Here is a 26870-nt window from a genome sequence, read left to right on the forward strand (position 1 = left end):
GGGGGCCGGTGACGCAGGCCACAGGCAAACAGCCCCGGGCACTTAGCTCGGTCGATAAACGCGCACATTGGCATGCCCCTCACTGAGCAAATGGTGAGCATGCAGGCGACTCATCACGCCTTTGCCGCAATACAACAGGTACTGGCGAGTAGGGTCCAGTTCCTTGAAACGCGCGTTCACTGCATAGAACGGCATCGTTTTTACCTCGACGCCGGCGACGCTCAGCGGGTCATCCTCAGCTTCATCCGGGTGACGGATGTCGATGACGATCTGACCGGCCAGCGCTTCGCCGACTTCTTCAACCTGGAGGTCCTGGCCCAATTCGTCGATCACCCGATCGATGGGAACCAGCCTGGCGTTTTCGAGCGCACGCTCGAGTACCGCCATGTCGAATTCTTTTTCTTCGTGCTCCACGCGCCCGCGCTTGGCGGCCGTCTTCGGATTGACCGAGATGACCCCGCAGTACTCCGGCATGTGCCGGGCAAATTCGGCGGTGCCGATGGCGGTGGCCGTGTCGATGATGTCCTGCTTGTGGCTGGCGATCAGTGGGCGCAGCACGAGTTTCTCGGTGACACAGTCGATGACCGACAGGTTCGGCAGCGTCTGGCTCGACACCTGGGAAATCGCCTCGCCGGTGACCAGCGCATCGATATGCAGCCGGTCGGCGATGCTGGACGCGGCACGCAACATCATACGCTTCAAAATGACGCCCATATGACTGTTATCGACTTTGCCGAGAATTTCGCCCAGGACTTCCTCGAACGGAACGCTCACAAATAGCACGCGTTGGGAGCTGCCGTACTTCTTCCAGATGAAGTGCGCCACTTCCATCACGCCCAGTTCATGGGCACGCCCGCCGAGGTTGAAGAAACAGAAATGGCTCATCAACCCGCGACGCATGATCTGGTAGGCCGCCACGGTGGAATCGAAGCCGCCGGACATCAGGACCAGCGTCTGTTCCAGCGCCCCCAACGGATAGCCGCCAATACTGTCGTGCTGGCTATGGATCACGAACAACCGCTGGTCGCGAATCTCGATACGCACTTCGACCTGCGGTTCTTTGAGTGAAATACCGGCAGCGCCGCACTGCTGGCGCAGACGGCTACCGACGTACTTCTCCACGTCCATCGAGCTGAACGGGTGCTTGCCGGCACGCTTGCAGCGCACCGAGAAGATCTTGCCGGCCAACGCATCGCCGTAGTGGAGCTTGCACTTGGCGACGATGTCGTCGAAATCCCCCAGGGGATATTCGTCCACCTGCAGGAAATGCGCGATGCCTGGCATGCAGCTCAGGCGTTCGGTCATCTCCTTAAGGATCCGGGGCTCGCTGACGCGGGTTTCCAGCTCGAGATTGTCCCACACGCCGTTCACCACCACGACCGGGTCCAGATCACGGAGCACGGCGCGAATGTTCTTGGCCAGCTGGCGGATGAAACGCGTCCGGACCGGGCGGCTCTTGATGGTGATCTCGGGGAAGACTTTGACGATTAGTTTCATGAAAACAGCGCGCGAACGGCCAGCCGAAAAAGGGGGGCGCGGATTATAGCGGAAATTGCTCAAGGTTTAACCAGTTAATATGCAGATGGTTTTCACTGCACCAAAACGGGTCGCTCGCATCACAAAGCGCAACATTACGGTGCGCTATTGTCCGACAATCTACTATTAAAGGGCTCTGAAAGCGTGGGTTTGGTGCAAAAAACCCATGCTGGGGCACTGGCATGCAATTTGCTCCCTTGTGAGGCAGGTTGCCTTGGCCGAGTATTCGCGCCGGCATCACCCATATTCAGGGCACACCATTACCGCCCGAAGCCACCCGGAGGACATATGTCGAAGTCGGTTCAACTCATCAAAGATCATGACGTCAAGTGGATTGATCTGCGCTTCACTGACACCAAAGGCACTCAACATCACGTGACCATGCCGGCCCGTGATGCGCTGGATGACGATTTCTTCGAAATCGGCAAGATGTTCGACGGCTCCTCCATCTCTGGCTGGAAAGGCATCGAAGCGTCCGACATGATCCTGATGCCGGACGACGAAACCGCGGTCCTGGACCCATTCACCGAAGAGCCGACCCTGATCCTGGTCTGCGACATCATCGAACCTTCGACCATGCAAGGTTATGACCGCGACCCACGCGCCATCGCCCACCGCGCCGAGGAATACCTGAAGTCCACCGGCATCGGCGACACCGCATTCTTCGGTCCTGAGCCTGAGTTCTTCATCTTCGACTCGGTCAAGTTCAAGTCCGACATCTCCGGCTCCATGTTCAAGATCTTCTCCGAACAGGGTTCGTGGATGACCGACCAGGACGTGGAAGGCGGCAACAAAGGCCACCGTCCAGGCATCAAGGGCGGCTACTTCCCGGTTCCACCGTTCGACCACGACCACGAAATCCGTACCTCCATGTGCAACGCACTGGAAGAAATGGGCCAGACCGTCGAAGTTCACCACCACGAAGTGGCAACTGCCGGCCAGAACGAAATCGGCGTGAAGTTCAACACGCTGGTGAAGAAGGCTGACGAAGTCCAGACCCTGAAGTACTGCGTACACAACGTTGCCGACGCCTATGGCCGCACCGCGACCTTCATGCCGAAGCCTCTGTACGGCGACAACGGTTCGGGCATGCACGTGCACATGTCGATCTCCAAGGACGGCAAGAACACCTTCGCAGGCGAAGGCTATGCCGGTCTGTCGGACACCGCCCTGTACTTCATCGGCGGCATCATCAAGCACGGTAAGGCCCTGAACGGCTTCACCAACCCGTCGACCAACTCCTACAAGCGTCTGGTACCAGGCTTCGAAGCCCCGGTAATGCTGGCCTACTCGGCTCGCAACCGTTCCGCCTCGATCCGTATTCCTTACGTCAACAGCCCTAAAGCCCGTCGTATCGAAGCGCGCTTCCCGGATCCGGCTGCCAACCCATACCTGGCCTTCGCCGCTCTGATGATGGCCGGCCTGGACGGTATCCAGAACAAGATCCACCCTGGCGATGCCGCTGACAAAAACCTGTATGACCTGCCGCCTGAAGAGGCCAAGGAAATCCCACAGGTTTGCGGCAGCCTGAAAGAAGCCCTGGAAGAACTGGACAAGGGCCGTGCGTTCCTGACCAAGGGCGGCGTATTCAGCGATGACTTCATCGACGCCTACATCGCACTGAAGAGCGAAGAAGAAATCAAGGTTCGCACCTTCGTACACCCACTGGAGTATGAGCTGTACTACAGCTGCTGATCCGGTAGCGTCGCGACACGCGGCGTGAAGTGAAAAAGAGGCCTTCTTCGGAAGGCCTTTTTTATGGGCGCCAATTACGTGCATGATGATCCGCCGCCCACAGAAGACGAGACTGCCATGACCTCCCGCGTCACATTGTGCCTTGCCCTGTCAGCCGCGCTGTCCGCCAGCGCCGTCGAAGCCGCCGCCCCCGATGCCCTCACCCCCTTGCTCAATACCATCGGCGAGCGTCTGGCCATCGCCAACCAGGTAGCCTTGAGCAAATGGGACAGCGGCAAGCCTGTGGAAGATCGCCAACGCGAGCGCGAAGTCATTGCCGCCGCCGTCGCCCAGGCACCGGCCTACAAGCTGTCGGGCGAGACCGTGGAAGCGTTTTTTGCCGCCCAGATAGAAGCCAACAAACTGGTGCAATACATCGATTTGTCCGACTGGACCCTGGAAGGCAAGGCCCCGGACCTTCCGCGCCCGGACCTGGCGGGACAGATCCGCCCGCAGCTCGACCGCCTGCAGAAACGCCTGTTGCAGCAACTGGCCGACTTCGCCCCCTACCGCACCGACCCGCAGTGCCCGCAATGGCTGGCCCGCGCCACCCACCACAACAAGCAGCATCCCGTGCAACGACTCGCCCTGATCCGCGCGACCGCGCAGCTGTGCATCGCCCCGAAAACCTAAGACAAACGACACCGATCCCACAGGAGGTCGCGCGCAACAACTTGGGCCAATGCCCCTCCCTGACCTATGCTGCAACTCAATACTTTCAGTTTTCGGTCGATCTTATGGGGCGTGGTTTTTCAATCATCCTGTTCTTGCTGTTGGCGTTGCCTGCCGCCGCACAGATCTACAAGTACACCGATGCCAATGGCAACACCGCCTACAGCAACCAGCCGCCCCAAGGCATTCCGGCCCAGACGGTGGAGCTGGCGCCGCTCAACAGTATCGAACGCCAGCCGCCCGCCAGCCCGGACACACCGACACCCGTCCCAGAGCGGGAGGAACCTGGCCAGGCCTACGAAGTGCTGGAGCTGACCGACATCCCCACCGAAGAAGCCCTGCGTGCCAACAACGGCACCTTCACCGTGGGCGTCCGGGCCCGACCGCGCCTGCAAAGCCCTCATCTGTTCCGGTTGCTGCTGGACGGCCAGCCCTACGGCCAGCCAACGAACGTACCGCGCCTGCAACTGGTGAATATCGACCGAGGCGAGCACAGCCTGGCGGTCCAGGTCATCGACGGGGAGCGCCTCGTGCAACAGAGCGACACCGTCACCTTCACGGTACAGCGGGTGCACCTGCCATGATCCGCTGGGCGCTCGCCGCAGGCCTCGCTCTGGTCACCCTGCCTGGGCTCGCGCAGGTCTACACCTATATCGATGCGCAAGGGAATCGGGTCTTCACCGATCAGCCGCGACCCGGCAACGCGAAGAAGGTCCAGCTGCCTCCCGGCAACCGGATACCACCCCCACCCTCCAGCACGGCGCCGGCGGCGGTGTCGCAAGAGCCGCCAAAGCCGCTGTTTCACTACGAGATGCTGCGCCTACTGATTCCCGAACCGGATGCCACCATCCGCAGCACCGCCGGAGAGTTGATCGTCACGGCTACAAGCGAGCCGGGACTGAAAAAGGGTCACCGCTATCGCCTTCTGCTCGACGGCCAACCCACTGGCGAACCCGGGCCAAGTCCGGTGTTCGCGTTGAGCAACATCGATCGAGGCACTCATCACCTGGCGGTGGAAATCCTCGATGAGCAGGATCGTATCGTCGAACGCACCGCCAACCAGCCCTTCCATATGCAGCGCACGTCCCTGGCGCAGAAACGTCGAATCAAACCCTGCGCCAAGGCCGACTATGGCCAGCGCCCCGAATGCCCCCTCGCCGACAAGCCCAAGGAAGAAATCAGCATCCTGCCGTTTTTCTAACATTGCCAAGGCTTGCGCACTATATTGGTGCAATACGTTGCACCTTTACCCAGGCTCCCACCCATTTTGGTTCGAAAGTACCCGGAAAAACTGGCAGAACGCCACGCAATCGGGCGCAAAAAAGCCGTTTCAGGCTCTAAACGCTTCTTTTCGGAGCCTTGGTTTGTTTTTTGCATTTTCCCGTTACCGGCGCGTCATTCGCGTGCTTGCTACGCTTCAAAAGAGGTCCTGATGACCATTAGCGACGCCTTACACCGCTTGCTACTCGACAATCTCACCACCGCGACCATCCTGCTCGATGCCGAACTGCGCCTCGAGTACATGAATCCGGCGGCGGAGATGCTCCTGGCTGTCAGCGGCCAGCGCAGCCATGGGCAGTTCATCAGCGAGCTGTTCACCGAATCCGCCGAGGCGCTCAATTCCCTGCGCCAGGCCGTGGAACAGGCTCACCCGTTCACCAAGCGCGAAGCGATGCTCACCGCATTGACTGGACAGACACTGACCGTGGACTACGCGGTGACGCCGATCCTGAACAACGGCGCGACCTTGTTGCTGCTGGAAGTCCATCCCCGTGATCGCCTGTTGCGTATCACCAAGGAAGAAGCCCAGCTGTCCAAGCAGGAAACCAGCAAGATGCTGGTGCGTGGCCTGGCCCATGAAATCAAGAATCCGCTCGGCGGGATTCGCGGCGCAGCCCAGTTGCTGTCCCGGGAACTGCCGGACGAAAGCCTCAAGGACTACACCAACGTCATCATCGAGGAAGCCGACCGCCTGCGAAACCTTGTCGATCGCATGCTCGGTTCCAACAAGCTGCCCTCCCTGGCGATGTGCAACGTCCACGAAGTGCTGGAGCGCGTCGGCAGCCTGGTGGAAGCCGAAAGCCAAGGCTGCATCACACTGGTGCGCGACTATGACCCAAGCATTCCCGATGTCCTGATCGACCGCGAACAAATGATCCAGGCCGTGCTGAATATCGTGCGCAATGCAATGCAGGCCATCAGCAGCCAGAACGAGCTGCGCCTGGGCCGCATCAGCCTGCGTACCCGAGCCATGCGCCAGTTCACCATCGGCCATGTGCGCCATCGCCTGGTGACCAAGATCGAAATCATCGACAACGGCCCGGGCATCCCCGCCGAGCTGCAGGAAACCATCTTCTTTCCCATGGTCAGCGGCCGCCCGGACGGTACCGGGCTGGGCCTGGCCATTACCCAGAACATCATCAGTCAGCATCAGGGCCTGATCGAGTGTGAGAGCCATCCCGGCCACACCACCTTTTCGATCTTCCTGCCACTGGAACAAGGAGCCACATCGACATGAGCCGTAGTGAAACCGTGTGGATCGTCGATGACGACCGTTCTATCCGCTGGGTCCTGGAAAAAGCCTTGCAACAGGAAGGCATGACCACCCAGAGCTTCGACAGCGCCGATGGGGTGATGAGCCGCCTGGCCCGTCAGCAGCCGGACGTCATCATCTCCGACATCCGCATGCCCGGCGCCAGTGGCCTGGACCTGCTGGCCCGCATTCGCGAACAGCACCCGCGACTGCCGGTGATCATCATGACCGCCCATTCGGACCTGGACAGCGCGGTGGCCTCCTACCAGGGTGGTGCCTTCGAATACCTGCCCAAGCCGTTCGACGTCGATGAGGCCGTTTCGCTGGTCAAGCGCGCCAACCAGCACGCCCAGGAACAACAGGGCCTGGAAGAAGTACCGGCCCTGGCCCGCACGCCGGAAATCATCGGCGAAGCGCCGGCGATGCAGGAGGTCTTCCGCGCCATCGGACGCCTGAGCCATTCCAACATCACCGTGCTGATCAATGGCGAATCGGGCACCGGTAAGGAACTGGTGGCCCACGCCCTGCATCGCCACAGCCCGCGGGCGGCCTCGCCGTTCATCGCACTGAACATGGCGGCGATTCCCAAGGACCTGATGGAGTCCGAACTGTTCGGTCATGAGAAAGGCGCATTCACCGGCGCGGCGAACCTTCGTCGCGGGCGCTTCGAGCAAGCCGACGGCGGCACGCTGTTCCTCGACGAGATCGGCGACATGCCGGCCGACACCCAGACCCGCCTGCTGCGGGTACTGGCGGACGGCGAATTCTATCGGGTGGGCGGCCATACGCCGGTCAAGGTGGATGTGCGCATCATCGCCGCGACCCACCAGAACCTGGAAACCCTGGTCCACGCCGGAAAATTCCGTGAAGACCTGTTCCACCGCCTGAACGTGATTCGCATCCACATTCCACGCCTGGCGGATCGTCGCGAAGACATCCCGACCCTGGCCAGGCACTTCCTCAGCCGCGCGGCCCAGGAACTGGCTGTGGAACCCAAGCTGCTGAAAAACGAGACCGAGGAATACCTCAAGAACCTGCCATGGCCTGGCAACGTTCGCCAGTTGGAGAACACCTGCCGCTGGATCACAGTGATGGCCTCGGGGCGCGAAGTGCACATCGGTGACCTGCCACCGGAACTGTTGAGCCTGCCACAGGACTCGGCACCGGTGACCAACTGGGAACAGGCACTGCGCCAATGGGCCGACCAGGCCTTGACCCGTGGCCAGTCGAGCCTGCTGGACAGCGCCGTGCCGAGCTTCGAGCGCATCATGATCGAAACCGCCCTCAAGCATACGGCTGGCCGCCGCCGCGACGCCGCCGTGCTCCTGGGCTGGGGCCGCAATACCTTGACTCGCAAGATCAAGGAATTGGGGATGAAAGTGGATGGCGGGGACGATGATGACGGCGAAGAAGGCTGATCGAAGCCTTGCTATTGGCTGAGCGCAAGGATTAATCGCGAGCAGCCTCGCCTCCACGATGGATTTCCAGTGTTCGCGAGCTCGTGAACACCACCGGACCTTGTGGGGGCGAGCCTGCTCGCGATGCTCTTGAAGGCACCATGCACCGCACCAATGCACCATGAACCGCAAGTGCGCACGCTGCGCCAGCCCGAATCACCCGATTCGATTCCGGAAGAACAGCCCACACGGAAGCAAAAGCCCCGTAATCCGGGGCTTTGAGTGGCTTCAGCAGGTTTTTTGTGACAAGCCATTTAAACTGGCACGCCCCCTGCAATAACTCAAGCAACACCCAGTTTCGGGGACCTTGGTACAGGCAGGCCGGGGATTCCCCATTTTATCCGGGCTCAGAGAGCCCACCGTTTTGGGGGCCTTGATACAGGCAGGTCAAGGTTTCCCTTCTTTACACCGGGGTCGCGCACGATCGCAGCCCTCCCGTTTTGGGGTCCTTGGTACAGGCAGGCTGGGGATTCCTCTTTTATTCCTGGAGACGGACCTCCAGCCGCCAGCGGTCATCGACCTCGCTGCCGGCCCACTGGGCGCGCAACGGACGCGCCGCCACCACCGTCAGCAGCAACCCCTTGTCGCTCAAACGCACCCGCCAGTTCACGTCCTTGCCGTTGAGCTTCAACTGCCCTTTCTGCGCCCGGCCTTGGGCATCGAACAGCAACGCCACCGAGCCGTCGACAATTTCCCCGTGCAGCTTGGGCTCGTTGTTGAACCAGGCCACCAGCGCCCCATCGATGATCTCGACCTGCTGCAGCTCACTGGGCTCCGGATTGGTCAGGCGGCCGATCATCAAGCCAACCATCAGGCCAAAAATCGCCAACGAGGTCATGACCCGAGGCATTAGCTTCGAACGTCGGTCGGTTTGCGGCGTAGAATGCCGCTCATCTTTATCTGCGGAGCCGTGCATGTTTCACGTCATCCTTTTTCAACCGGAAATTCCGCCCAATACCGGCAACGTCATCAGGCTGTGCGCCAACAGTGGCTGCCACCTGCATTTGATCGAACCGCTGGGCTTCGAGATGGACGACAAACGCCTGCGGCGCGCCGGCCTGGACTACCACGAGTATGCCACCTTGCAGCGTCATGCCGACCTGGCCAGTTGTCTGGAAAGCCTGGGAAAGCCACGTCTCTTTGCCTTCACCACCAAGGGCTCGCGGCCGTTCCACGACGCCAGTTTCGTCCCGGGCGATGCATTTCTGTTCGGCCCGGAAAGCCGTGGCCTGCCGGCCGACGTGCTGGATGCCCTGACGGCGGAGCAACGCCTGCGCCTGCCGATGCGCGAAGGCTGCCGCAGCCTGAACCTGTCCAACACCGTGGCGGTGGCGGTTTATGAGGCATGGCGGCAGAACGGGTTCGCCTGATCCCTTTCTGTCAGCCAGAAACACCTGTGGGAGCGAGCTTGCTCGCGATGGCGGTGCCATCGCGAGCAAGCTCGCTCCCACAGTTTTGCCTGGCTGTGGACGCTTACTGAACGGTCGCGTCGCCTTCCTGCTGCATGCGCTGCAATTCCTGCGCGTACAGGGCATCGAAGTTCACCGGGGCCAGCATCAGGGCCGGGAACGAACCACGGGTCACCAGGCTGTCCAGGGCTTCGCGAGCGTAAGGGAACAGGATGTTCGGGCAGAAGGCACCCAGGGTATGGCTCATCGAAGCGGCATCCAGGTTCTTGATCAGGAAGATGCCGGCCTGCTGCACTTCAGCGATGAACGCCACTTCTTCGCCGTTCTTGACGGTCACCGACAAGGTCAGCACCACCTCGTGGAAGTCTTCTTCCAGGGCTTTCTGGCGGGTGTTCAAGTCCAGGCCTACGCTTGGCTCCCACTGCTGGCGAAAGATTGCCGGGCTTTTCGGGGCTTCGAAGGACAGGTCGCGTACATAAATGCGCTGCAAGGAGAATTGCGGTGCGGCTTCTTCTTCGCTGGCAGCTGTGTTCTGTTGGTCAGTCATCGCAGATCCTTCTCACTTTCAGGTGCTTAGTAGGGAATTCAGGCCTTGAGCATCGCGTCGAGCTTGCCGGCGCGCTCCAGGGCGTACAGATCGTCACAACCGCCCACGTGGGTATTGCCGATCCAGATCTGCGGCACGGAGGTACGTCCGGCCTTCTGGGTCATTTCGGCGCGCAGTTGCGGCTTGCCGTCGACCTTGATCTCTTCGAAAGCCACGCCTTTGTTCTGGAGCAGGAACTTGGCTCTGGAGCAATAGGGGCAGTAATCGCTGGAATAGACAACGACGTGGGTCATCTCACTTCACCAGGGGCAGGTTGTCGGCTTTCCAGCTCGCCACGCCACCGGACAGCTTGGCGGCGGTGAAGCCGGATTTCATCAGTTCGCGAGCGTGGGTGCCGGCCGTCTGGCCCATTGCGTCGACCAGGATGATGGTCTTGGCCTTGTGCTTTTCCAGCTCGCTGATACGCGTGGTCAGTTTGTCGTGGGGAATGTTCAGCGCGCCGACAATGTGACCGGCGGCAAACTCCTTGCCCGGACGGATATCCACCACCACGCCCGCATCCTTGTTGACCAGCGCGGTCAGCTCGCCGGTGCTCAGGCTGCGGCCGCCGCCCTGCATCGTATGAGCGATCAGCAACGCCAGCAGTACGACGAAGATGCCGACAAGAATGTAGTGGTTAGTGGCAAATTGAATCAGGTGAGCAACCATCGAAGGAGGTTCCAGGGCGTTAAAATGTCGGCCAGTATACACAGCACTCAAGGCCCGCCAAACCCCGCCCGGCGGTGACGCCATCGGAACTTACCTTTAAACTGCCCGTCCCTTTTGCATCGTCTTCTTTCAACAGCCACGAGTGGATTCCATGACTACCACGCCTAAACCTTTGGTCCTGATGATTCTCGACGGCTTCGGTCACAGTGACAGCCACGAATCCAACGCCGTTTATGCGGCCAGAAAGCCTGTGCTGGACCGTCTGTGGGCCACCGTGCCGAACGGCCTGATCTCCGGTAGCGGCATGGACGTCGGCCTGCCGGACGGGCAGATGGGCAACTCCGAGGTGGGCCACATGAACCTTGGCGCCGGCCGCGTGGTGTACCAGGACTTCACCCGGGTGACCAAAGCGATCCGCGACGGCGAGTTCTTCGAGAACCCGACCATCTGCGCCGCCGTGGACAAAGCCGTGGCAGCCGGCAAGGCCGTGCATTTCATGGGCCTGCTGTCCGACGGTGGCGTACACAGCCACCAGGACCACCTGATTGCCATGGCCGAACTGGCCTCCCGGCGCGGTGCCCAGCACATTTACCTGCACGCGTTCCTCGATGGCCGCGACACCCCGCCGAAAAGCGCCGCCTCGTCGATCGAGCTGCTGGACAACACCTTCCAGACCCTCGGCAAGGGCCGCATCGCCAGTATCGTCGGCCGCTACTACGCCATGGATCGCGACAACCGTTGGGATCGCGTGGCCCAGGCCTATAACCTGATCGTCGATGGCAATGCCCAATTCAGCGCCGCCACCGCCCAGCAAGGCCTGCAGGCCGCCTATGAGCGCGGTGAAAGCGACGAATTCGTCAAGGCCACCGTGATCGGCGAACCGGTCAGGGTCGAAGACGGCGACGCCGTGGTCTTCATGAACTTCCGCGCTGACCGGGCCCGTGAGCTGACCCGCGTATTCGTCGAGGACGACTTCAAGGAATTCGAACGCCCCCGCCAGCCGAAACTGGCCGGCTTCGTGATGCTGACCCAATACGCCGCCAGCATTCCCGCACCGTCGGCATTCGCCGCCGGCAGCCTGGAAAACGTGCTGGGCGATTACCTGGCGAAAAACGGCAAGACTCAGCTGCGCATCGCCGAAACCGAGAAATACGCCCACGTGACGTTCTTTTTCTCCGGCGGCCGCGAAGAACCCTTCCCGGGCGAAGAGCGCATCCTGATCCCGTCGCCGAAAGTCGCCACCTACGACCTGCAACCGGAGATGAGCGCTCCGGAGGTGACCGACCGCATCGTCGACGCCATTGAAAACCAGCGCTACGACGTGATCGTGGTCAACTACGCCAACGGCGACATGGTCGGCCACAGCGGCGTCTTCGAGGCGGCGGTCAAGGCCGTAGAGTGCCTGGACACCTGTGTCGGTCGCATCGTAGATGCCCTGGAAAAGGTCGGCGGCGAAGCGCTGATCACGGCCGACCACGGTAACGTCGAGCAGATGTCCGACGAATCCACCGGTCAGGCCCACACCGCCCACACCACCGAGCCGGTGCCGTTCATCTATGTCGGCAAGCGCGACTTCAAGGTCCGCGAGGGTGGCGTACTGGCTGACGTGGCGCCGACCATGCTGATGCTGTTGGGCATGGAAAAACCGGCAGAGATGACCGGGACTTCGATCCTGGTCTGATCGATCCACATCCATGTGGGAGCGAGCCTGCTCGCGATGGCGATGTACCAGTCAACATTTATGTCGGACGTTATGGCCTCATCGCGAGCAGGCTCGCTCCCACAGAGGGTCTCTTGGTCTTTTGCAGGCCAGTTATCACACAGCCCCAAATGGGCGTTTTTTTTGCAGCGTGGGGCGGGCATACTAGGCCGTCCCTTTCCCTGGTGCCTTCCGCCCCTATGCTTCGCGTCCTGATAGCCCTCGCTCTGACCTGCCTGCTCCAACCGGCTTTCGCCGATGAACGCGCGCAAACCCAACAACAGTTGGAGGCAACGCGTCAGGACATCGCCGAGCTGAAAAAGCTGCTGGGCAAGTTGCAGGAAGAAAAATCCAGCGTGCAGAAAGACCTGCGCGGCACTGAAACGGAAATGGGCAAGCTGGAGAAGCAGGTCGAGGCCCTGCAGAAAGAGCTGAAGAAAAGCGAATCCGAGCTGCAGCGACTCGATGGAGAGAAAAAAAAACTCCAGAGCGCGCGCACTGAACAGCAGAAGCTGATCGCCATCCAGGCCCGGGCGGCTTATCAGAACGGCCGTCAGGAGTACCTCAAGCTGCTGCTCAACCAGCAGAATCCCGAGAAATTCGCCCGCACCCTCACCTATTACGACTACCTGAGCCAGGCGCGCCTGGAGCAACTCAAGAGCTTCAACGAGACCCTGCGCCAACTGGCCAATGTCGAAAAGGACATCGAACTGCAGCAGGCCCAGTTGCTGGTGCAGAAAAGCAGCCTCGACACCCAGCGCGAAGAGCTCGACAAGGTTCGCAAGGAACGCCAGGCAGTCCTGGCCAAGCTCAACGACGACGTAAAGGCCCGCGACAGCAAGCTCAAGGCTCGCGAGGCGGACCAGGCAGAACTGGCCAAGGTCTTGAAGACCATCGAGGAAACCCTGGCCCGCCAGGCTCGGGAGGCGGAAGAAGCGCGCCAGAAAGCGCTGATCGCCCAGCAGGAAGCCGAAAAAAAGCGTTTGCGTGAAGCCCAGGCCGACAATAGCGATGAGCCACGCAAACCGGCCAGGCCAAGCCCTGGCGCACTGGTTTCCAGCGATGGTGAAACCTTCGGCGGTGCTTTTGCTTCCGCCCGGGGCAAACTTCCATGGCCGGTCAATGGTCGATTGCTTGCACGCTTTGGTGAAACCCGCGGTGACGACACCCGTACCAAGTGGGACGGGGTGATGATCAGCGCCTCCGCCGGCAGCCAGGTACACGCCGTCCACGGTGGACGCGTGGTGTTCGCCGATTGGCTGCGCGGTGCCGGCCTGCTGGTGATCCTGGATCACGGCAATGGGTACCTGAGCCTGTATGGCCACAACCAGACGCTGCTCAAGAGCGCCGGCGATGTGGTAAAAGCCGGCGAGTCCATTTCCACGGTCGGCAACAGTGGTGGGCAGGATACGCCGGCACTGTATTTCGCTATTCGTCAGCAGGGTCGCCCCAGTGACCCGGCCCAATGGTGTCGTGCGCAAGGATAAGCGTGCCCATCCAATTAAGGAGTTCGTTCGACATGCTGCACTTGTCCCGCCTTACCTCGCTGGCCCTGACGATCGCCCTCGTGATCGGTGCGCCCCTGGCGTTCGCCGCCGAACCGGCCCCGTCGTCCACCGCCGCCACGGCCGCCACCACCAAGGCCCCGTTGCCGCTGGATGAACTGCGCACCTTTGCCGAAGTCATGGACCGGATCAAGGCCGCCTATGTCGAGCCGGTGGATGACAAGATGCTGCTGGAGAATGCCATCAAGGGCATGCTCAGCAACCTCGATCCACATTCCGCCTACCTGGGGCCGGAGGACTTTGCCGAGCTGCAGGAAAGCACCAGCGGCGAGTTCGGCGGTTTGGGCATCGAGGTCGGCAGCGAAGACGGTTTCATCAAGGTGGTTTCGCCCATCGACGATACCCCGGCTTCCAAGGCCGGCATCCAGGCCGGTGACTTCATCGTCAAGATCAACGGCCAGCCGACGCGCGGCCAGAGCATGACCGAAGCCGTGGACAAGATGCGCGGCAAGATCGGCCAGAAGATCACCCTGACCCTGGTTCGCGACGGTGGTACGCCATTCGATGTCACCCTGACCCGGGCAGTCATCCAGGTCAAAAGCGTGAAGAGCCAACTGCTGGAATCGGGTTATGGCTACATCCGCATTACCCAGTTCCAGGTCAAGACCGGTGAAGAAGTCGCCAAGGCCCTGGCCAAGTTGCGCAAGGACAACGGCAAGAAACTCAACGGCATGGTCCTGGACCTGCGCAACAACCCTGGCGGCGTGCTGCAGTCGGCGGTGGAAGTGGTCGACCACTTCATCACCAAGGGCCTGATCGTCTACACCAAGGGCCGTATCGCCAACTCCGAGCTGCGCTTCTCGGCCACTGGCAACGACCTGAGCGAAGCCGTGCCGCTGGTGGTGCTGATCAATGGCGGCAGCGCTTCGGCTTCGGAAATCGTCGCCGGCGCCCTGCAGGACCAGAAGCGCGGCGTCGTCATGGGCACCACCAGCTTCGGCAAGGGCTCGGTGCAGACCGTATTGCCACTGAACAATGACCGCGCCCTGAAGATCACCACCGCATTGTACTTCACGCCCAATGGGCGCTCGATCCAGGCCCAGGGCATCGTCCCGGATATCGAGGTGCGCAAGGCCAAGATCACCAGCGAGCAGGACAGCGAGTACTTCAAGGAAGCCGACCTGCAAGGTCACCTGGGCAATGGCAACGGCGGTGCCGACAAGCCGACCGGCTCCGGTGCCAAGGCCAAGCCGATGCCGCAGGATGACGACTATCAGCTGGCCCAGGCCCTGAGCCTGCTCAAGGGGTTGAACATCACTTCCGGCCGTTGAGATGAGCCTGCGCTTCGTCCTCGCCCTGTTGTGCCTGTTGGCGGGGACCGCCCATGGGGCGCCCGCCACGCCACCCGCCGTCCCGCACAAGGCGTACCTGAGCCTGATCATCGACGACCTGGGACAGAACCTGCCCCGGGATCGTCGCGTGCTCACCCTGCCCGGCCCGGTCACCGCCGCAGTCATGCCCGATACACCCCATGCCGCCGAATTTGCGCGCGAAGCCCATCGCGCCGGCAAGATCGTCATGCTGCACATGCCCATGGACCCGGCCACCGGCCCGTTCGCCTGGCATCCCGAGCTACCCACCGAAGAGCTGGGCAAGCGCCTCGATGCGGCGTTCGCCGCCGTGCCCTACACCAGCGGAATCAACAACCACATGGGCAGCCGCATGACGGCTCAACCCCAGGCCATGGCCTGGCTGATGGCGAACCTGCAGCAACGTAACAAGTTCTTCGTCGACAGCCGCACCAGCGCCCGCACGGTCGCCGCCGCCGAGGCGCAGAAGATCGGGCTCGCCAGTGTGTCACGGGATGTATTCCTGGATGACGAACGCACCGAAGCGGCCATCGCCCATCAGCTCCAGATCGCCATCGACCTGGCCCGCCGACAGGGTTCGGCCGTGATGATCGGCCACCCCTATCCGCAGACCCTGGCGGTACTCGAACGCGAGCTACCCAAGCTCAAGGCCCAGGGCATCGAATGGATCGACATCAAGTCGATGATCAGCCTGCGCAGCAATCGGGCGATGGCCGGGCATGGGAAGGATGGGGTTTATCGGTAGCGGCTGGGCTCTATCCCCAACCGCATCGCCTTCATCGCGAGCAAGCTCGCTCTCGCAGGCCTGCTCCAGCGGTCAGAGATACCGCGCCATGATCGCGTCCACCTCGCCCTCCTTACGCAGCTCATCCAGGGCGGCTTGAAGCCGGGCCACCACATCGTCGGGCACTTCCTTGTTCAACGCCAGGTACAACTCGGCGCTGTTGAAGCGCAGCACGGTCTTGAGATCGCTCACGCCCTCCTGGCGCGCCAGGTAACGCCCGGCCGGATCACCAGTGGCCCACAGGTCGATCTGGCCGTTGACCAGTTTCCTGGCGTTGTCCTGATCGCGCAGTACGACAATCGGATTCAACCCCTGCTTGGCCAGTGTCTCGGCAATCGCGTCGCCCTTATAGGCGCCGATTCTGTATTTGCGCGCCTGCTCCAGGGAGTCGAGGGTGATCCGGCTATCGGCCTTGGCGAGCATGATCCAGTCGTCCGGACCGATGGGGCCGACCCACTTGAAGAGCTTCTCGCGCTCCGGTAGCCGGGCCATGACGAACACACCGTAACCTGGCTTTTCCAGGGCGAGCTTGTAGATCCGCTCCCAAGGGAAACGCAGCGTCAGGCTGTAGGAGATATCGGCACGCTTGAAGACCTCGCGAACGATGTCCACGGCGATACCCTGGATGTTTTCGTCCTGTGCGAAGTTCTTGCCGTTCCTGGCCATGTTGTACGGAGGGAAATTTTCCGTCAGCAGCACCAGCGTCGAATCGGCGGCGCGGACGCTGCCTGTGAGTAGCAACGTGGCACCGGCAAAGGCAAGGACGAAGCGTTTGAACATGTCGGGCTACCGCAATCCATGGTGTGCCCAAGAGTGCCTCGGGCCCGCCATGGTGTCCAGCGGTCAGCGAACGCAGATGCCGCGATGGGCCATGTAGGCCTTGGCTTCCGGCACGGTGTATTCACCAAAATGGAAAATGCTCGCCGCCAGCACCGCGCTGGCATGACCTTCGAGGATGCCGTCGGCCAGATGCTGCAGGTTGCCGACACCGCCGGAAGCAATGACCGGGATGCCCAGGGCATCGCTGATGGCACGGGTGACCCCCAGGTCGAAACCGTTCTTCATGCCGTCCTGGTCCATGCTGGTCAGCAGGATCTCGCCGGCACCCAGGCCTTCCATTTTCTTCGCCCACTCCACGGCATCGAGCCCGGTAGGTTTGCGACCGCCATGGGTGAAGATTTCCCAACGCGGCGTTTCACCCGGGCCGGAGACTTTCTTGGCATCAATGGCCACGACAATGCATTGCGAGCCGAAGTGCTGGGCCGCCTCGCCGACGAACTCGGGGTTGAACACCGCCGCAGTGTTGATGGACACCTTGTCCGCGCCGGCATTGAGCAGGTTGCGGATGTCCTGCACGGTGCGCACACCACCGCCCACGGTCAGCGGGATGAACACCTGGCTGGCCATGCGCTCGACGGTATGCAGGGTGGTATCGCGGCCGTCGACGCTGGCCGTGATATCGAGGAAGGTGATCTCGTCCGCACCCTGTTCGTCGTAGCGACGGGCGATTTCCACCGGGTCGCCGGCGTCACGGATGTTCTCGAACTTCACACCCTTGACCACCCGGCCGTTGTCCACGTCCAGGCAAGGGATGATGCGTTTGGCCAGCGCCATGGTGAGTCCTCAGCCTTTGTAGGAATCGCAGAAAGCCTGGGCTTCGGCGACGTCCAGGGTGCCTTCGTAGATTGCGCGACCGGTGATCGCACCGATGATGCCCGGCGCCTTGGCGTCGAGCAGTGTCTTGATGTCACCCAGGTTGTGGATGCCACCGGAGGCGATCACCGGAATCGTGGTGGCGGCAGCCAGGGCGGCGGTGAACGGGACATTGCAGCCCTGCATCATGCCGTCCTTGGCGATGTCGGTGTAGACGATGGCAGACACGCCGTCGGCTTCGAAACGCCTGGCCAGGTCGATCACCTGCACGGTGCTGACTTCAGCCCAGCCGTCAGTGGCGACAAAACCGTCCTTGGCGTCGAGGCCAACAATGACCTTGCCCGGGAACGCGCGGCAGGCTTGGGCAACGAATTCAGGCTCCTTCACCGCCTTGGTGCCGATGATCACGTAGCTCACGCCAGCCTTGACGTAGTGCTCGATGGTTTCCAGCGAGCGAATGCCGCCGCCGATCTGGATCGGCAGGTTCGGGTAGCGCCTGGCAATGGCCGTGACCACCTCGCCATTGACCGGCTGCCCTTCGAAGGCGCCATTGAGGTCGACCAGATGCAGGCGACGGCAGCCGCCTTCCACCCACTTGGCGGCCATGCTCACCGGGTCATCGGAGAACACCGTGGAGTCTTCCATGCGGCCCTGGCGCAGACGTACGCAAGCGCCGTCCTTGAGATCTATAGCGGGGATAATCAGCATCTGGCAAACCTTCAGATTCGAATGTTCAGCTTGGCTCGGAAATCAGTTTTTCTCGAGCGCCCACAAGTCGCTTTCAATGCTTTCGAACCTTTCTTTAAGGTGCGTCTGCACATCGAAAATCGCCCTGTTGTAATAGTGCGGAGCAATTTCGCGGGTAAACAGGTCAAGAATTTCCGCCGCTTCGAACGAACCCAGCTCGAGTTCGAAACGATCCTCCATGAACCGCTGGATCTTGTGGTTGGCCTCACTCTCCTGCTCGGGCGTGAGGGTCAGGATCGGCGGTTTCTTGCGCGCCATTACCAGCGGCCGTCCCACGCCGCGAAATTCTGCAGCAACTGCAGGCCATGGGTGTGGCTCTTCTCGGGGTGGAACTGCACGGCGAAGCGCGAGCCGTCGGCCAGGGCGGCGGCGAAGTCGACGCCATAATGGCCGCTGCCCACCACCTGCCGCGCATTGCCGGCCGCGATGTAGTAGCTGTGCACGAAGTAGAAACGCGCCAGGTCCGGAATGTTGTGCCAAAGCGGGTGGTCCACCGTCTGCTTCACTTCGTTCCAGCCCATGTGCGGGACTTTCAGGTGCTCGCCGTCCTCATGCAGGTCCTTGCCGAAAAACTTCACCTGGCCCGGGAACATACCGATGCAATCGACGCCGGTGTTCTCTTCGCTGTGTTCGAGCAAGGCCTGCATGCCGACGCAGATTCCCAGGAACGGACGATCCTGGCTGACTTCCTGGACCAGCGAGTCGAAGCCCAGGCGACGGATCTCGGCCATGCAATCGCGGATTGCACCGACACCGGGGAATACCACCCGGTCGGCTTCACGAATCACATCCGCATCGCTGGTGATCAGCACCTTGCCGGCCCCCACGTGCTCGAGAGCCTTGGCCACCGAGTGCAGGTTGCCCATACCGTAGTCGATAACCGCGACCGTCTGCATTACAGGACGCCTTTGGTGGAGGGCATCTGCCCGGCCATGCGGTCATCGAGCTCCACGGCCATGCGCAGGGCGCGGCCGAAAGCCTTGAACACGGTTTCGATCTGGTGGTGGGTGTTGTGCCCGCGCAGGTTGTCGATGTGCAAGGTCACGTTGGCGTGATTGACGAAGCCCTGGAAGAATTCCTGGAACAGGTCAACGTCGAAACCACCCACGGTGGCACGGGTGTACGGCACGTGCATCTGCAGGCCCGGGCGGCCGGAGAAATCGATGACCACCCGCGACAGCGCCTCATCGAGCGGCACGTAGGCGTGGCCGTAGCGACGAATACCCTTCTTGTCGCCAATGGCCTTGGTAAAGGCCTGGCCCAGGGTGATCCCGACATCCTCCACGGTGTGGTGGTCGTCGATATGCAGGTCGCCCTTGCTGACGATGTCCAGGTCGATCAGCCCATGACGGGCGATCTGGTCCAGCATGTGCTCAAGAAACGGCACGCCGATATCAAACCGGGCCTTACCGGTGCCATCCAGGTTGATCGAGGCTTTGATCTGGGTTTCCAGAGTGTCGCGCTCGACAGACGCCTTACGTTCGGCCATCACCAGCTCCGCAAAATCATTGGGCGAAAAAGGCAGCCATTATAGGGGCGCGAGCGGCAAACAGAAACACGGGAGGTGATATCGCTGACGGGCTGAATCCCGGGCTGTCGGTGATAGACATGTCCATACAAGCCTTTGCCATCACCCAAAACGACTGTGGGAGCGAGCTTGCTCGCGATAGCGGTGTGTCAGCCGACCGATATCGACTGACACACCCTCATCGCGAGCAGGCTCGCTCCCACAGGGCAGGCCCGTCTCCGATGGATTCGGGCCTACCTGCTTTGTCGCTTAGCGGAACAGCACCGCCGTCTTCTGCAGGGTCACCCACACACCCCACGCCAACGGAATGCCCACCACCAGCCAGGCGGCGATCGCCAGGGGCTTGGTGCCCGGCGCGGCCTTCCATTCCAGCGACGTGGTGCTGTCGGCACCTTTGTCATGGCCCAGCGCCTGTTCGGCGGCCAGCTCGGCGTCGGTCATGAAGTACTTGTCGGCGACCGGGCGGACCATCAGGTTGCACAGGAAGCCCAGCACCAGCAGGCCGGCGAGGATGTACAAGGTGATGTCATAGGCCGCGGCACGTTCAACGCCGATGCTCAGTTGATATTCACGCAGGTAGTTCACCAGCACCGGACCCAGCACGCCCGCCGCAGCCCAGGCGGTCAGCAGGCGACCGTGGATCGCGCCGACCATTTGCGTACCGAACAGGTCCGCCAGGTAGGCCGGCACGGTGGCGAAACCGCCGCCGTACATCGACAGGATGATGCAGAACGCCGCAACGAACAGCGCGACGCTGCCCAGGTGACCCAGGTTCGGGATCAGCGCGTACAGTGCAAAGCCCAGGGCGAAGAACACGAAATAGGTGTTTTTACGACCCAGGTAATCCGAGAAGGATGCCCAGAAGAACCGGCCGCCGATGTTGAACAGGCTCAACAGACCGGTGAAACCGGCGGCGATGGCCGCGATCTGGCCCAGTTGCGCGGCGTCCAGTTGACCGAACGGCAGGTCGTTGCCGAGCAGCTTGCCGCCGAACACTTCCTGCAACAGTGGCGAAGCCATGCCCAGGATGCCGATACCGGCGGATACGTTCAGGCACAGTACCAGCCAGACCAGACGGAATTGCGGGGTTTTCCAGGCCACATTCACGTGAACGTGACGATGGGTGATCATCGCGTTCGCGGCTTTCTTCGGTGCCGGGGTCCAGCCTTCAGGTTTCCAGCCGGTCGGCGGGACGCGGTACGACAAGGCACCACCGATCATGAACACGAAGTAGATCGCAGCCATGACCAGGAAGCTCTGCCATACGCCCACGTCTGTCGGCGAAGCAAAGTGGTTCATCAGCGCAGCGGCCAGCGGAGCACCCACCATCGCGCCGCCACCGAAGCCCATGATCGCCATGCCGGTCGCCATGCCACGCTTGTCCGGGAACCACTTGATCAGGGTCGAGACCGGGGAAATGTAGCCCAGGCCAAGGCCGATACCGCCGATCACGCCGGAACCGACCCACATCAGCCAGATCTGGTGGGTATAGATACCCAGCGCGGAGATCAGCAGGCCACCGCACCAGCACAATGCCGACACGACACCGGCCTTGCGTGGCCCGGCATGTTCCAGCCAGCCGCCCCAGATGGCTGCCGAGCAACCCAGGAAGATGAAGAACAGGGTGTAGATCCAGCCGAGCATCGAGATCGGCCAGTCGCATTGGGACGAAAAGACTTGCGAGATGAAGCTCATGTCCGGCGCGCAGGCGACCGGTTTGGTGATGCCCAGGGCCTTGGACAGTGGCAACCAGAACACCGAGAAGCCGTAGGCCATGCCGATGCAGAGGTGAATGGCCAGTGCGGCCGGAGGAACCAGCCACCGGTTGAAACCGGGCTTGGCGATAATGCGTTCCTTGGAGAGGAATGCAGGCTGGTCGGCAATGCCGTCCGCCGTGATGCTCGTGCTCATTGTGTATCCCCCAGTTGTTAGAATGGCTCGCCAGCCACACTTCACCCTCGGCCTTATTGCACGCAGGCACGGCCGTATTTTACGGTGAAGCTCCATAGTGGTGCGACATCAGGTCGCAGAAAGGCAGGCGAACGGGTAAAGATTACCATTTGCTCGTGACAGAAAAACCAAAGTGATATCACCTTTTTCACGTCATCCGTCTTATCGCGCCTTCGGCGGTTTTCTGTAGGGTGCTAATGATTTATTTTTTCAGGGAATTTCATGCCTATCGTCGTCGAGCACCTGAACGCAGCCACCCGCCAGGACCGGCAGGACCTGGAAAAAATCTATCGGGACGCCCCCGCCTGGCTGACGGAGCCCTTCGGCGATGCCGCCCGGCTGATAGAGGATTGCCTGGAAGATGGCTCATTGATCGCGGCACGTTTCAATGATCGACTGCTGGGGGCCGCGCGCCTGCAACGGCACCAGGACGCTTGGGACTTGTCCCAGATGTGCGTACGGAACGTTACCCGACGTCGTGGCGTCGCGGAACGACTGGTGAGCGAGGCGCAGAGAATGGCCCTGCAGAACGGTGCCCAGCTGCGGCTGCGGGCCCCTGGCGGGCATCCCATAGCCCAAGCCCTCGCCGCCAGATTGAAACTGGCGCTGGATGAGTACTGACCAGGCTCTGCAAGAAGAGCCTTGGGACGAAGGCAAGGCGAAAACAGCCGAGCAAGCGCAGCGCACTGGAACACACGAACGTTGCGAGGCAGTTTTCAACGCTGCATGAACGGGTATCAAGGCTTTTCGTACAGAGCCTAAAGCCCAATACAAACCCACAGCGTTATACTCCCAGGCTAAATTTTGAACTCAACCTACAAGGACTCGCCCATGAAAGCGTTCGGCAAAATCCTGGGTCTGGTACTTCTCGGGCTGTTGCTGATCATTGTGGCCTTGGGCTTTGCCCTGACCCACCTCTTCGATCCCAACGACTACAAGGAAGAGATCCGCCAGATTGCCCGCGACAAAGCCCACATTGAGCTCACGCTCAATGGCGACATCGGCTGGAGCCTGTTTCCATGGCTGGGTCTGGAATTGCACGATGCCAGTGTCGCCACGCTGGCCAACCCGACACAACCTTTCGCCGACCTGCAGATGCTCGGCCTTTCGGTACGCGTGATCCCGCTGCTGCGCAAGGAGGTGCAGATGAGCGACGTGCGGGTCGAAGGCCTGAACCTGCGACTCAACCGTGACAAGAACGGCCACGGCAACTGGGAAGACATCGGCAAGGCGCCCGCCTCGACGACAACGGCCGGAACTCCGGCGCCAGCCGAGCCACCCGCTCCGTCCACCAGCGCCCCGCCGGAAAAACCGGCGCAGCCGACCCGGCTGGACATCGACAGCCTGACGGTGAACAACGCCAGGGTTCAATACACCGACGAGCAGACCGGCAAGCAATTCAGTGCCGAGAGCATCCAGTTGAGCACCGGCCCGGTCCACGACTCCACCAATATCCCGGTCACGCTGACCGCGTTCCTGTCCAGCAACCAGCCGGCCGTGCGCGTGCGCACCGAAGTCACCGGCGAACTGCGCTTCGAGCGCGCCTTGCAGCGCTACAAGTTCGAAGACCTGAAGTTGTCCGGCGAAGTCACGGGGGATCCGTTGCAGGGCAAGACCCTTAACTTCAACGCACAGGGACAGTTGTTCCTGGACAGGGCCGCCAACGTGGCCGAATGGACCGGCATCAAGCTCTCCCTGAACCAGCTGCGCGCCTTGGGCGAACTGAAGGTCAACGACCTCGACAAGACCCCGCAACTGAACGGCGGAATTTCGATTGCCCAGTTCGACCTGGCGAACTTTGTCGACAGCATCGGCCAGAAACTACCGACCATGGCCGAGGGCAGCCTGACCAAGGTCGAGCTGGCCAGCCGCATCGCCGGCACGCCGACCAGCGTCGAATTCAACGACATCAATCTGAAAGTCGACGACAGCAGCTTCAGTGGCCGTATCGCCGTGGAAGATTTCGCAAAGCAATCCCTCCGTGCGCAGCTCAAGGCCGACAAATTCAACGTCGACCGCTACCTACCCCCGAAATCCGCCGAGAGCAACAGCGCCAAGGCCGCCCGCGAAGCCGAAGTCAGCGACACCGAGACCAGCGCCATGGCAGGCGCCGGCAGCACGCCACTGCCAAGCTCGCCAACCCAGGGAGCCTGGAGTAACGAGCGACTGTTCCCGGTGGAACGCCTGAGCAAACTGGACATCGATGCCGACCTGACCTTCGGCCAACTGATCCTCGACAGACTGCCGATCGAAAATGCTGCCCTCAAGGCCACCGGTCAGAACGGCCTGCTGACCCTGGAGAACCTGCGGGGCGACCTGTACAACGGCAACTTCGAAGCCAAGGGCACCCTGGATGTGCGCCAGCCCACGCCGCAATTGAACCTGCAAACCCGGATCAACCGGGTGCCGGCGGAAAAAATCATCGAGAGCCAGGGCAAGACTCCGCCAGTCAAGGGGCTGGTGACGCTCAACAGCGCCGTGACCGCCAGCGGCAACAGCCAGAAGGCCCTGATCGAAAGCCTCAACGGCACCGCCGGTTTCGTCATCAACGATGGCGTGCTGCTCAATGCCAACCTCGAACAGCAGCTGTGTAAAGGCATCGCCCTGCTCAACCGCAAGAACCTCAGTGGCGAACCCCGGGGCAAGGACACACCGTTCCAGCAGCTCAACGGCAATCTCACCCTGCGCAACGGCGTGGCCAGCAACCCCGACCTGAAAGTCCGTGTACCGGGCATGACCGTAAACGGCAATGGCGATATCGACCTGCGGGTGCTGGGCATGGATTACCGCGTCGGCGTCATCGTCGAAGGCGACAAGAGCGACATGCCCGACCCGGCCTGCCAGGTCAACGAACGCTACGTCGATGTCGAATGGCCGCTGCGCTGCCGCGGTCCCCTGGAGCTCGGCGCCAAAGCCTGCCGCCTGGATAACGACGGCCTGGGCAAGGTCGCGGCAAAACTGGCCGGCGACCGCCTCGGTGACAAGATCGACGAGAAGCTGGGCGACAAGGTCAGCCCCGAGCTGAAAGATGCGCTGAAGGGGCTCTTCAAGCGATGAGAGCCGAGCAGTTTTCCACCGCGGTGCTGGACTGGTTCGACCGCCACGGGCGTCACGACCTGCCTTGGCAACAGGACATCACGCCGTACCGGGTGTGGGTTTCGGAGATCATGTTGCAACAGACCCAGGTAAGCACCGTGCTCAACTACTTCGACCGGTTCATGGCCTCGCTGCCTACCGTCGAAGCCCTGGCCGCCGCGCCTGAGGATGAAGTGCTGCACCTGTGGACCGGGTTGGGCTACTACACCCGTGCTCGCAACCTGCAGAAAACCGCAAAGATCGTGGTCGAACAATACGGCGGCGAATTCCCCCGGGACGTGGAGAAACTCACCGAGCTGCCGGGGATCGGCCTGTCTACCGCCGGTGCCATCGCCAGCATCAGCATGGGCCTGCGGGCACCGATCCTCGACGGTAACGTCAAGCGGGTGCTGGCACGCTTTACCGCCCAGGAAGGCTATCCGGGCGAACCCAAGGTCGCAAAGCAACTGTGGGCCACCGCGGAGCGCTTCACCCCCCAGGATCGGGTCAATGCCTATACCCAGGCAATGATGGACCTGGGCGCCACGCTCTGCACCCGCAGCAAGCCCAGTTGCCTGCTCTGCCCGCTGAAGACCGGTTGCCAAGCCCATATGCTGGGCCTGGAGACCCGCTATCCGATCCCCAAGCCACGCAAGGAAGTACCCAGGAAACGTACCTTGATGCCGATGCTGGCCAACCGTGAGGGCGCGATCCTGCTTTATCGTCGTCCCTCCACCGGCCTGTGGGGCGGCCTGTGGAGCCTGCCGGAACTCGATGACCTCGACGACCTGCAGCATCTGGCCCTGCAACACTCGCTGGAACTGGGCAGGCAACAGGAAATGCCCGGCCTGGTGCACACCTTCAGCCATTTCCAGTTGGCAATCGAACCCTGGCTGGTCCGGGTACAGGAAACCGGCCATCACGTGGCCGAGGCCGACTGGCTCTGGTATAACCTCGCCACCCCGCCGCGCCTGGGCCTTGCCGCCCCGGTCAAAACCTTGCTCGAACGCGCGGCCGTCGTCTTGAATGCAGGAGAGTCGTCATGACCCGCACCATCATGTGCCGCAAATACAAAGAAGAGCTGCCCGCCCTGGAGCGCGCTCCGTTCCCTGGCGCCAAGGGCCAGGACATCTACGACAACGTCTCGGCCAAGGCCTGGGCAGACTGGCAGAAACACCAGACCCTGCTGATCAACGAAAAACGCCTGAACATGATGAACGCCGAGGATCGCAAATATATCCAGGGCGAAATGGACAAGTTCTTTTCCGGCGAAGAATACGCCAAGGCCGAGGGCTACGTACCGCCTTCCGAATAAGCTGCTTACCCCGGGGGCGAATCGTAAGCGACGGTAATAATTAAATATTTTTTGATAACGTGCTTGACGCCCTCCTGAAAAACCCGTTTAATGCGCCCCGTTGCCCAGATAGCTCAGTCGGTAGAGCAGGGGATTGAAAATCCCCGTGTCGGCGGTTCGATTCCGTCTCTGGGCACCAAATACCAAAACCCCGATCAAGAAATTGATCGGGGTTTTTTATTGCCCGCTGATTTCATTGACGTGTTCCGCTCCCCCAGGGACTCAGCTACATTCGACCCTCGCCGCCCTCCCGCAGAGAACCTTATGGACATCACTGGCATCCCCTTCGGCACCACCGACTGGTCGACAATCGAACCCAGCGAACACAAAGGCGTCACCGGAACCGCCTACTGGCGAACCCGGCAGTTCGGGAATATCCGCGTCCGGATGGTCGAGTACACGGCGGGTTACCTGGCCGATCACTGGTGCACCAAGGGGCACATCCTGTTTTGCCTGAAGGGCGAGCTGCATACGGAGCTGGAAGATGGGCGACAGTTCGTGCTCAAGCCGGGCATGAGCTACCAGGTAGCGGACCAGGCCGAGCCCCATCGCTCTTCAACCTCGGTGGGCGCCACCTTGTTCGTGGTGGATTGAGTTTCGAAGCACTCG

28 protein-coding genes and 1 tRNA gene are annotated in these 26870 nt (G+C 61.5%); 17 read left to right on the plus strand and 12 right to left on the minus strand.

Annotation, left to right across the window (positions count from 1 at the left end; genetic code table 11):
* Window positions 1-42 precede the first annotated feature (42 nt).
* A complete protein-coding gene (gene thiI / locus BT179_RS12455; protein WP_072397932.1) occupies window positions 43-1497 on the minus strand; it encodes a tRNA uracil 4-sulfurtransferase ThiI in 1455 nt (484 codons plus the stop codon).
* A 327-nt stretch (window positions 1498-1824) separates the two neighbouring features.
* Here thiI and glnA point away from each other — a divergent pair, with 327 nt between their 5' ends.
* The 6 genes from glnA to ntrC all read left to right on the plus strand — a co-directional run bounded on the left by glnA (window position 1825) and on the right by ntrC (window position 7893).
* The gene (gene glnA / locus BT179_RS12465; RefSeq protein WP_072397931.1) at window positions 1825-3231 is read left to right on the plus strand and encodes a type I glutamate--ammonia ligase; all 1407 of its coding nucleotides are present in this window, start codon (window positions 1825-1827) and stop codon (window positions 3229-3231) included.
* Window positions 3232-3348: 117 nt separating this feature from the next.
* On the plus strand, window positions 3349-3903 hold the full coding sequence (locus tag BT179_RS12470) for a chorismate mutase (RefSeq protein ID WP_072398016.1): 555 nt from the start codon (window positions 3349-3351) through the stop codon (window positions 3901-3903).
* A gap of 104 nt (window positions 3904-4007) precedes the next feature.
* The gene (locus BT179_RS12475; protein ID WP_072397930.1) at window positions 4008-4526 is read left to right on the plus strand and encodes a DUF4124 domain-containing protein; all 519 of its coding nucleotides are present in this window, start codon (window positions 4008-4010) and stop codon (window positions 4524-4526) included.
* Window positions 4523-5143, plus strand: coding sequence for a DUF4124 domain-containing protein (locus tag BT179_RS12480; protein ID WP_072397929.1), 621 nt, complete (start codon window positions 4523-4525; stop codon window positions 5141-5143). The genes BT179_RS12475 and BT179_RS12480 overlap by 4 nt, the downstream gene beginning before the upstream one ends.
* A gap of 231 nt (window positions 5144-5374) precedes the next feature.
* Window positions 5375-6460 (plus strand): nitrogen regulation protein NR(II), encoded by a 1086-nt coding sequence (gene glnL, locus BT179_RS12485; protein ID WP_072397928.1) that lies wholly within the window; start codon window positions 5375-5377, stop codon window positions 6458-6460.
* Window positions 6457-7893: a nitrogen regulation protein NR(I) gene (ntrC, locus tag BT179_RS12490; RefSeq protein WP_072397927.1), complete on the plus strand. Its 1437-nt coding sequence runs from the start codon at window positions 6457-6459 to the stop codon at window positions 7891-7893. Before glnL ends, ntrC begins: the two co-directional genes overlap by 4 nt.
* 517 nt (window positions 7894-8410) lie before the next feature.
* On the opposite strand, the gene BT179_RS12495 is transcribed toward ntrC, so the two are convergent.
* The gene (locus tag BT179_RS12495; protein ID WP_072397926.1) at window positions 8411-8848 is read right to left on the minus strand and encodes a hypothetical protein; all 438 of its coding nucleotides are present in this window, start codon (window positions 8846-8848) and stop codon (window positions 8411-8413) included.
* On the opposite strand from BT179_RS12495, the gene trmL reads away from it, so the two are divergent.
* Window positions 8847-9302 carry a tRNA (uridine(34)/cytosine(34)/5-carboxymethylaminomethyluridine(34)-2'-O)-methyltransferase TrmL gene (trmL, locus tag BT179_RS12500; protein WP_072431681.1) on the plus strand — a complete coding sequence of 152 codons (456 nt, stop codon included), beginning with the start codon at window positions 8847-8849 and terminating at the stop codon, window positions 9300-9302. The genes BT179_RS12495 and trmL overlap by 2 nt on opposite strands.
* A gap of 103 nt (window positions 9303-9405) precedes the next feature.
* Here the strand turns inward: trmL and secB are convergent, their stop codons facing one another.
* Genes secB through BT179_RS12515 form a run of 3 tightly spaced genes read right to left on the minus strand, consistent with a single transcriptional unit; the run spans window position 9406 to window position 10596 of the window.
* Window positions 9406-9888 (minus strand): protein-export chaperone SecB, encoded by a 483-nt coding sequence (secB, locus tag BT179_RS12505; RefSeq protein WP_072397924.1) that lies wholly within the window; start codon window positions 9886-9888, stop codon window positions 9406-9408.
* A gap of 38 nt (window positions 9889-9926) precedes the next feature.
* Window positions 9927-10181 carry a glutaredoxin 3 gene (gene grxC / locus BT179_RS12510; protein WP_072397923.1) on the minus strand — a complete coding sequence of 85 codons (255 nt, stop codon included), beginning with the start codon at window positions 10179-10181 and terminating at the stop codon, window positions 9927-9929.
* A gap of 1 nt (window position 10182) precedes the next feature.
* Window positions 10183-10596, minus strand: a complete 414-nt coding sequence (locus BT179_RS12515) for a rhodanese-like domain-containing protein (protein ID WP_072397922.1) — start codon at window positions 10594-10596, stop codon at window positions 10183-10185.
* Between the two features lie 151 nt (window positions 10597-10747).
* Between BT179_RS12515 and gpmI the strand changes: the two genes are divergently transcribed.
* The 4 genes from gpmI (at window position 10748) to BT179_RS12535 (ending at window position 15915) form a co-directional block, all read left to right on the plus strand.
* Entirely contained in the window at window positions 10748-12277 is a 1530-nt protein-coding gene (gene gpmI / locus BT179_RS12520; RefSeq protein WP_072431682.1) for a 2,3-bisphosphoglycerate-independent phosphoglycerate mutase, read from the plus strand.
* Between the two features lie 218 nt (window positions 12278-12495).
* Window positions 12496-13782 (plus strand): murein hydrolase activator EnvC family protein, encoded by a 1287-nt coding sequence (locus BT179_RS12525; RefSeq protein ID WP_072397920.1) that lies wholly within the window; start codon window positions 12496-12498, stop codon window positions 13780-13782.
* Window positions 13783-13814: 32 nt separating this feature from the next.
* On the plus strand, window positions 13815-15131 hold the full coding sequence (locus tag BT179_RS12530; RefSeq protein WP_072397919.1) for a S41 family peptidase: 1317 nt from the start codon (window positions 13815-13817) through the stop codon (window positions 15129-15131).
* Between the two features lies 1 nt (window position 15132).
* Window positions 15133-15915: a divergent polysaccharide deacetylase family protein gene (locus BT179_RS12535; protein ID WP_072431683.1), complete on the plus strand. Its 783-nt coding sequence runs from the start codon at window positions 15133-15135 to the stop codon at window positions 15913-15915.
* A 72-nt stretch (window positions 15916-15987) separates the two neighbouring features.
* Here BT179_RS12535 and BT179_RS12540 read toward each other — a convergent pair whose 3' ends face one another.
* The 7 genes from BT179_RS12540 to BT179_RS12570 all read right to left on the minus strand — a co-directional run bounded on the left by BT179_RS12540 (window position 15988) and on the right by BT179_RS12570 (window position 21793).
* Entirely contained in the window at window positions 15988-16734 is a 747-nt protein-coding gene (locus BT179_RS12540) for a substrate-binding periplasmic protein (protein WP_072431684.1), read from the minus strand.
* A gap of 63 nt (window positions 16735-16797) precedes the next feature.
* Window positions 16798-17568 carry an imidazole glycerol phosphate synthase subunit HisF gene (gene hisF, locus BT179_RS12545; protein WP_014336099.1) on the minus strand — a complete coding sequence of 257 codons (771 nt, stop codon included), beginning with the start codon at window positions 17566-17568 and terminating at the stop codon, window positions 16798-16800.
* Window positions 17569-17577: 9 nt separating this feature from the next.
* On the minus strand, window positions 17578-18315 hold the full coding sequence (gene hisA, locus BT179_RS12550) for a 1-(5-phosphoribosyl)-5-[(5-phosphoribosylamino)methylideneamino]imidazole-4-carboxamide isomerase (protein WP_072397916.1): 738 nt from the start codon (window positions 18313-18315) through the stop codon (window positions 17578-17580).
* Window positions 18316-18357: 42 nt separating this feature from the next.
* Window positions 18358-18612, minus strand: coding sequence for a DUF2164 domain-containing protein (locus BT179_RS12555; RefSeq protein WP_072431685.1), 255 nt, complete (start codon window positions 18610-18612; stop codon window positions 18358-18360).
* On the minus strand, window positions 18612-19250 hold the full coding sequence (gene hisH / locus BT179_RS12560) for an imidazole glycerol phosphate synthase subunit HisH (protein ID WP_072397914.1): 639 nt from the start codon (window positions 19248-19250) through the stop codon (window positions 18612-18614). The genes BT179_RS12555 and hisH overlap by 1 nt, the downstream gene beginning before the upstream one ends.
* Window positions 19250-19843: an imidazoleglycerol-phosphate dehydratase HisB gene (gene hisB / locus BT179_RS12565; protein WP_003186751.1), complete on the minus strand. Its 594-nt coding sequence runs from the start codon at window positions 19841-19843 to the stop codon at window positions 19250-19252. Before hisB ends, hisH begins: the two co-directional genes overlap by 1 nt.
* Window positions 19844-20131: 288 nt before the next feature.
* Window positions 20132-21793, minus strand: coding sequence for an OFA family MFS transporter (locus tag BT179_RS12570; RefSeq protein WP_072397913.1), 1662 nt, complete (start codon window positions 21791-21793; stop codon window positions 20132-20134).
* A gap of 261 nt (window positions 21794-22054) precedes the next feature.
* Between BT179_RS12570 and panM the strand changes: the two genes are divergently transcribed.
* The 6 genes from panM to BT179_RS12600 all read left to right on the plus strand — a co-directional run bounded on the left by panM (window position 22055) and on the right by BT179_RS12600 (window position 26855).
* Entirely contained in the window at window positions 22055-22453 is a 399-nt protein-coding gene (gene panM / locus BT179_RS12575; RefSeq protein WP_072431686.1) for an aspartate 1-decarboxylase autocleavage activator PanM, read from the plus strand.
* Window positions 22454-22663: 210 nt separating this feature from the next.
* Window positions 22664-24889 carry an AsmA family protein gene (locus tag BT179_RS12580; RefSeq protein WP_072431687.1) on the plus strand — a complete coding sequence of 742 codons (2226 nt, stop codon included), beginning with the start codon at window positions 22664-22666 and terminating at the stop codon, window positions 24887-24889.
* A complete protein-coding gene (gene mutY / locus BT179_RS12585) occupies window positions 24886-25953 on the plus strand; it encodes an A/G-specific adenine glycosylase (RefSeq protein ID WP_072431688.1) in 1068 nt (355 codons plus the stop codon). The genes BT179_RS12580 and mutY overlap by 4 nt, the downstream gene beginning before the upstream one ends.
* Complete coding sequence (locus BT179_RS12590; RefSeq protein ID WP_053147893.1) at window positions 25950-26222, plus strand: oxidative damage protection protein; 273 nt, start codon at window positions 25950-25952, stop codon at window positions 26220-26222. Before mutY ends, BT179_RS12590 begins: the two co-directional genes overlap by 4 nt.
* A 102-nt stretch (window positions 26223-26324) precedes the next feature.
* Window positions 26325-26400 (plus strand) — tRNA-Phe (locus BT179_RS12595).
* 125 nt (window positions 26401-26525) lie between these two features.
* Window positions 26526-26855, plus strand: coding sequence for a DHCW motif cupin fold protein (locus tag BT179_RS12600; RefSeq protein WP_072397776.1), 330 nt, complete (start codon window positions 26526-26528; stop codon window positions 26853-26855).
* Window positions 26856-26870: the final 15 nt, after the last annotated feature.

It is taken from the genome of Pseudomonas sp. NFACC43, assembly GCF_900119645.1.
Lineage (GTDB): Bacteria > Pseudomonadota > Gammaproteobacteria > Pseudomonadales > Pseudomonadaceae > Aquipseudomonas.

What these genes read in the sequence shown, in the direction of transcription:
- hisH (WP_072397914.1), bottom strand. Translation starts at nt 19,250, where the DNA reads ATGCAGACGGTCGCGGTTATCGACTACGGTATGGGCAACCTGCACTCG.
- BT179_RS12495 (WP_072397926.1), bottom strand. Translation starts at nt 8,848, where the DNA reads ATGCACGGCTCCGCAGATAAAGATGAGCGGCATTCTACGCCGCAAACC.
- glnL (WP_072397928.1), top strand. Translation starts at nt 5,375, where the DNA reads ATGACCATTAGCGACGCCTTACACCGCTTGCTACTCGACAATCTCACC.
- mutY (WP_072431688.1), top strand. Translation starts at nt 24,886, where the DNA reads ATGAGAGCCGAGCAGTTTTCCACCGCGGTGCTGGACTGGTTCGACCGC.
- BT179_RS12515 (WP_072397922.1), bottom strand. Translation starts at nt 10,596, where the DNA reads ATGGTTGCTCACCTGATTCAATTTGCCACTAACCACTACATTCTTGTC.
- BT179_RS12580 (WP_072431687.1), top strand. Translation starts at nt 22,664, where the DNA reads ATGAAAGCGTTCGGCAAAATCCTGGGTCTGGTACTTCTCGGGCTGTTG.
- trmL (WP_072431681.1), top strand. Translation starts at nt 8,847, where the DNA reads ATGTTTCACGTCATCCTTTTTCAACCGGAAATTCCGCCCAATACCGGC.
- grxC (WP_072397923.1), bottom strand. Translation starts at nt 10,181, where the DNA reads ATGACCCACGTCGTTGTCTATTCCAGCGATTACTGCCCCTATTGCTCC.
- hisF (WP_014336099.1), bottom strand. Translation starts at nt 17,568, where the DNA reads ATGGCGCTGGCCAAACGCATCATCCCTTGCCTGGACGTGGACAACGGC.
- BT179_RS12600 (WP_072397776.1), top strand. Translation starts at nt 26,526, where the DNA reads ATGGACATCACTGGCATCCCCTTCGGCACCACCGACTGGTCGACAATC.
- hisA (WP_072397916.1), bottom strand. Translation starts at nt 18,315, where the DNA reads ATGCTGATTATCCCCGCTATAGATCTCAAGGACGGCGCTTGCGTACGT.
- BT179_RS12480 (WP_072397929.1), top strand. Translation starts at nt 4,523, where the DNA reads ATGATCCGCTGGGCGCTCGCCGCAGGCCTCGCTCTGGTCACCCTGCCT.
- ntrC (WP_072397927.1), top strand. Translation starts at nt 6,457, where the DNA reads ATGAGCCGTAGTGAAACCGTGTGGATCGTCGATGACGACCGTTCTATC.
- BT179_RS12525 (WP_072397920.1), top strand. Translation starts at nt 12,496, where the DNA reads ATGCTTCGCGTCCTGATAGCCCTCGCTCTGACCTGCCTGCTCCAACCG.
- BT179_RS12530 (WP_072397919.1), top strand. Translation starts at nt 13,815, where the DNA reads ATGCTGCACTTGTCCCGCCTTACCTCGCTGGCCCTGACGATCGCCCTC.
- BT179_RS12570 (WP_072397913.1), bottom strand. Translation starts at nt 21,793, where the DNA reads ATGAGCACGAGCATCACGGCGGACGGCATTGCCGACCAGCCTGCATTC.
- secB (WP_072397924.1), bottom strand. Translation starts at nt 9,888, where the DNA reads ATGACTGACCAACAGAACACAGCTGCCAGCGAAGAAGAAGCCGCACCG.
- BT179_RS12590 (WP_053147893.1), top strand. Translation starts at nt 25,950, where the DNA reads ATGACCCGCACCATCATGTGCCGCAAATACAAAGAAGAGCTGCCCGCC.
- BT179_RS12535 (WP_072431683.1), top strand. Translation starts at nt 15,133, where the DNA reads ATGAGCCTGCGCTTCGTCCTCGCCCTGTTGTGCCTGTTGGCGGGGACC.
- panM (WP_072431686.1), top strand. Translation starts at nt 22,055, where the DNA reads ATGCCTATCGTCGTCGAGCACCTGAACGCAGCCACCCGCCAGGACCGG.
- gpmI (WP_072431682.1), top strand. Translation starts at nt 10,748, where the DNA reads ATGACTACCACGCCTAAACCTTTGGTCCTGATGATTCTCGACGGCTTC.
- BT179_RS12540 (WP_072431684.1), bottom strand. Translation starts at nt 16,734, where the DNA reads ATGTTCAAACGCTTCGTCCTTGCCTTTGCCGGTGCCACGTTGCTACTC.
- BT179_RS12470 (WP_072398016.1), top strand. Translation starts at nt 3,349, where the DNA reads ATGACCTCCCGCGTCACATTGTGCCTTGCCCTGTCAGCCGCGCTGTCC.
- BT179_RS12475 (WP_072397930.1), top strand. Translation starts at nt 4,008, where the DNA reads ATGGGGCGTGGTTTTTCAATCATCCTGTTCTTGCTGTTGGCGTTGCCT.
- thiI (WP_072397932.1), bottom strand. Translation starts at nt 1,497, where the DNA reads ATGAAACTAATCGTCAAAGTCTTCCCCGAGATCACCATCAAGAGCCGC.
- BT179_RS12555 (WP_072431685.1), bottom strand. Translation starts at nt 18,612, where the DNA reads ATGGCGCGCAAGAAACCGCCGATCCTGACCCTCACGCCCGAGCAGGAG.
- hisB (WP_003186751.1), bottom strand. Translation starts at nt 19,843, where the DNA reads ATGGCCGAACGTAAGGCGTCTGTCGAGCGCGACACTCTGGAAACCCAG.
- glnA (WP_072397931.1), top strand. Translation starts at nt 1,825, where the DNA reads ATGTCGAAGTCGGTTCAACTCATCAAAGATCATGACGTCAAGTGGATT.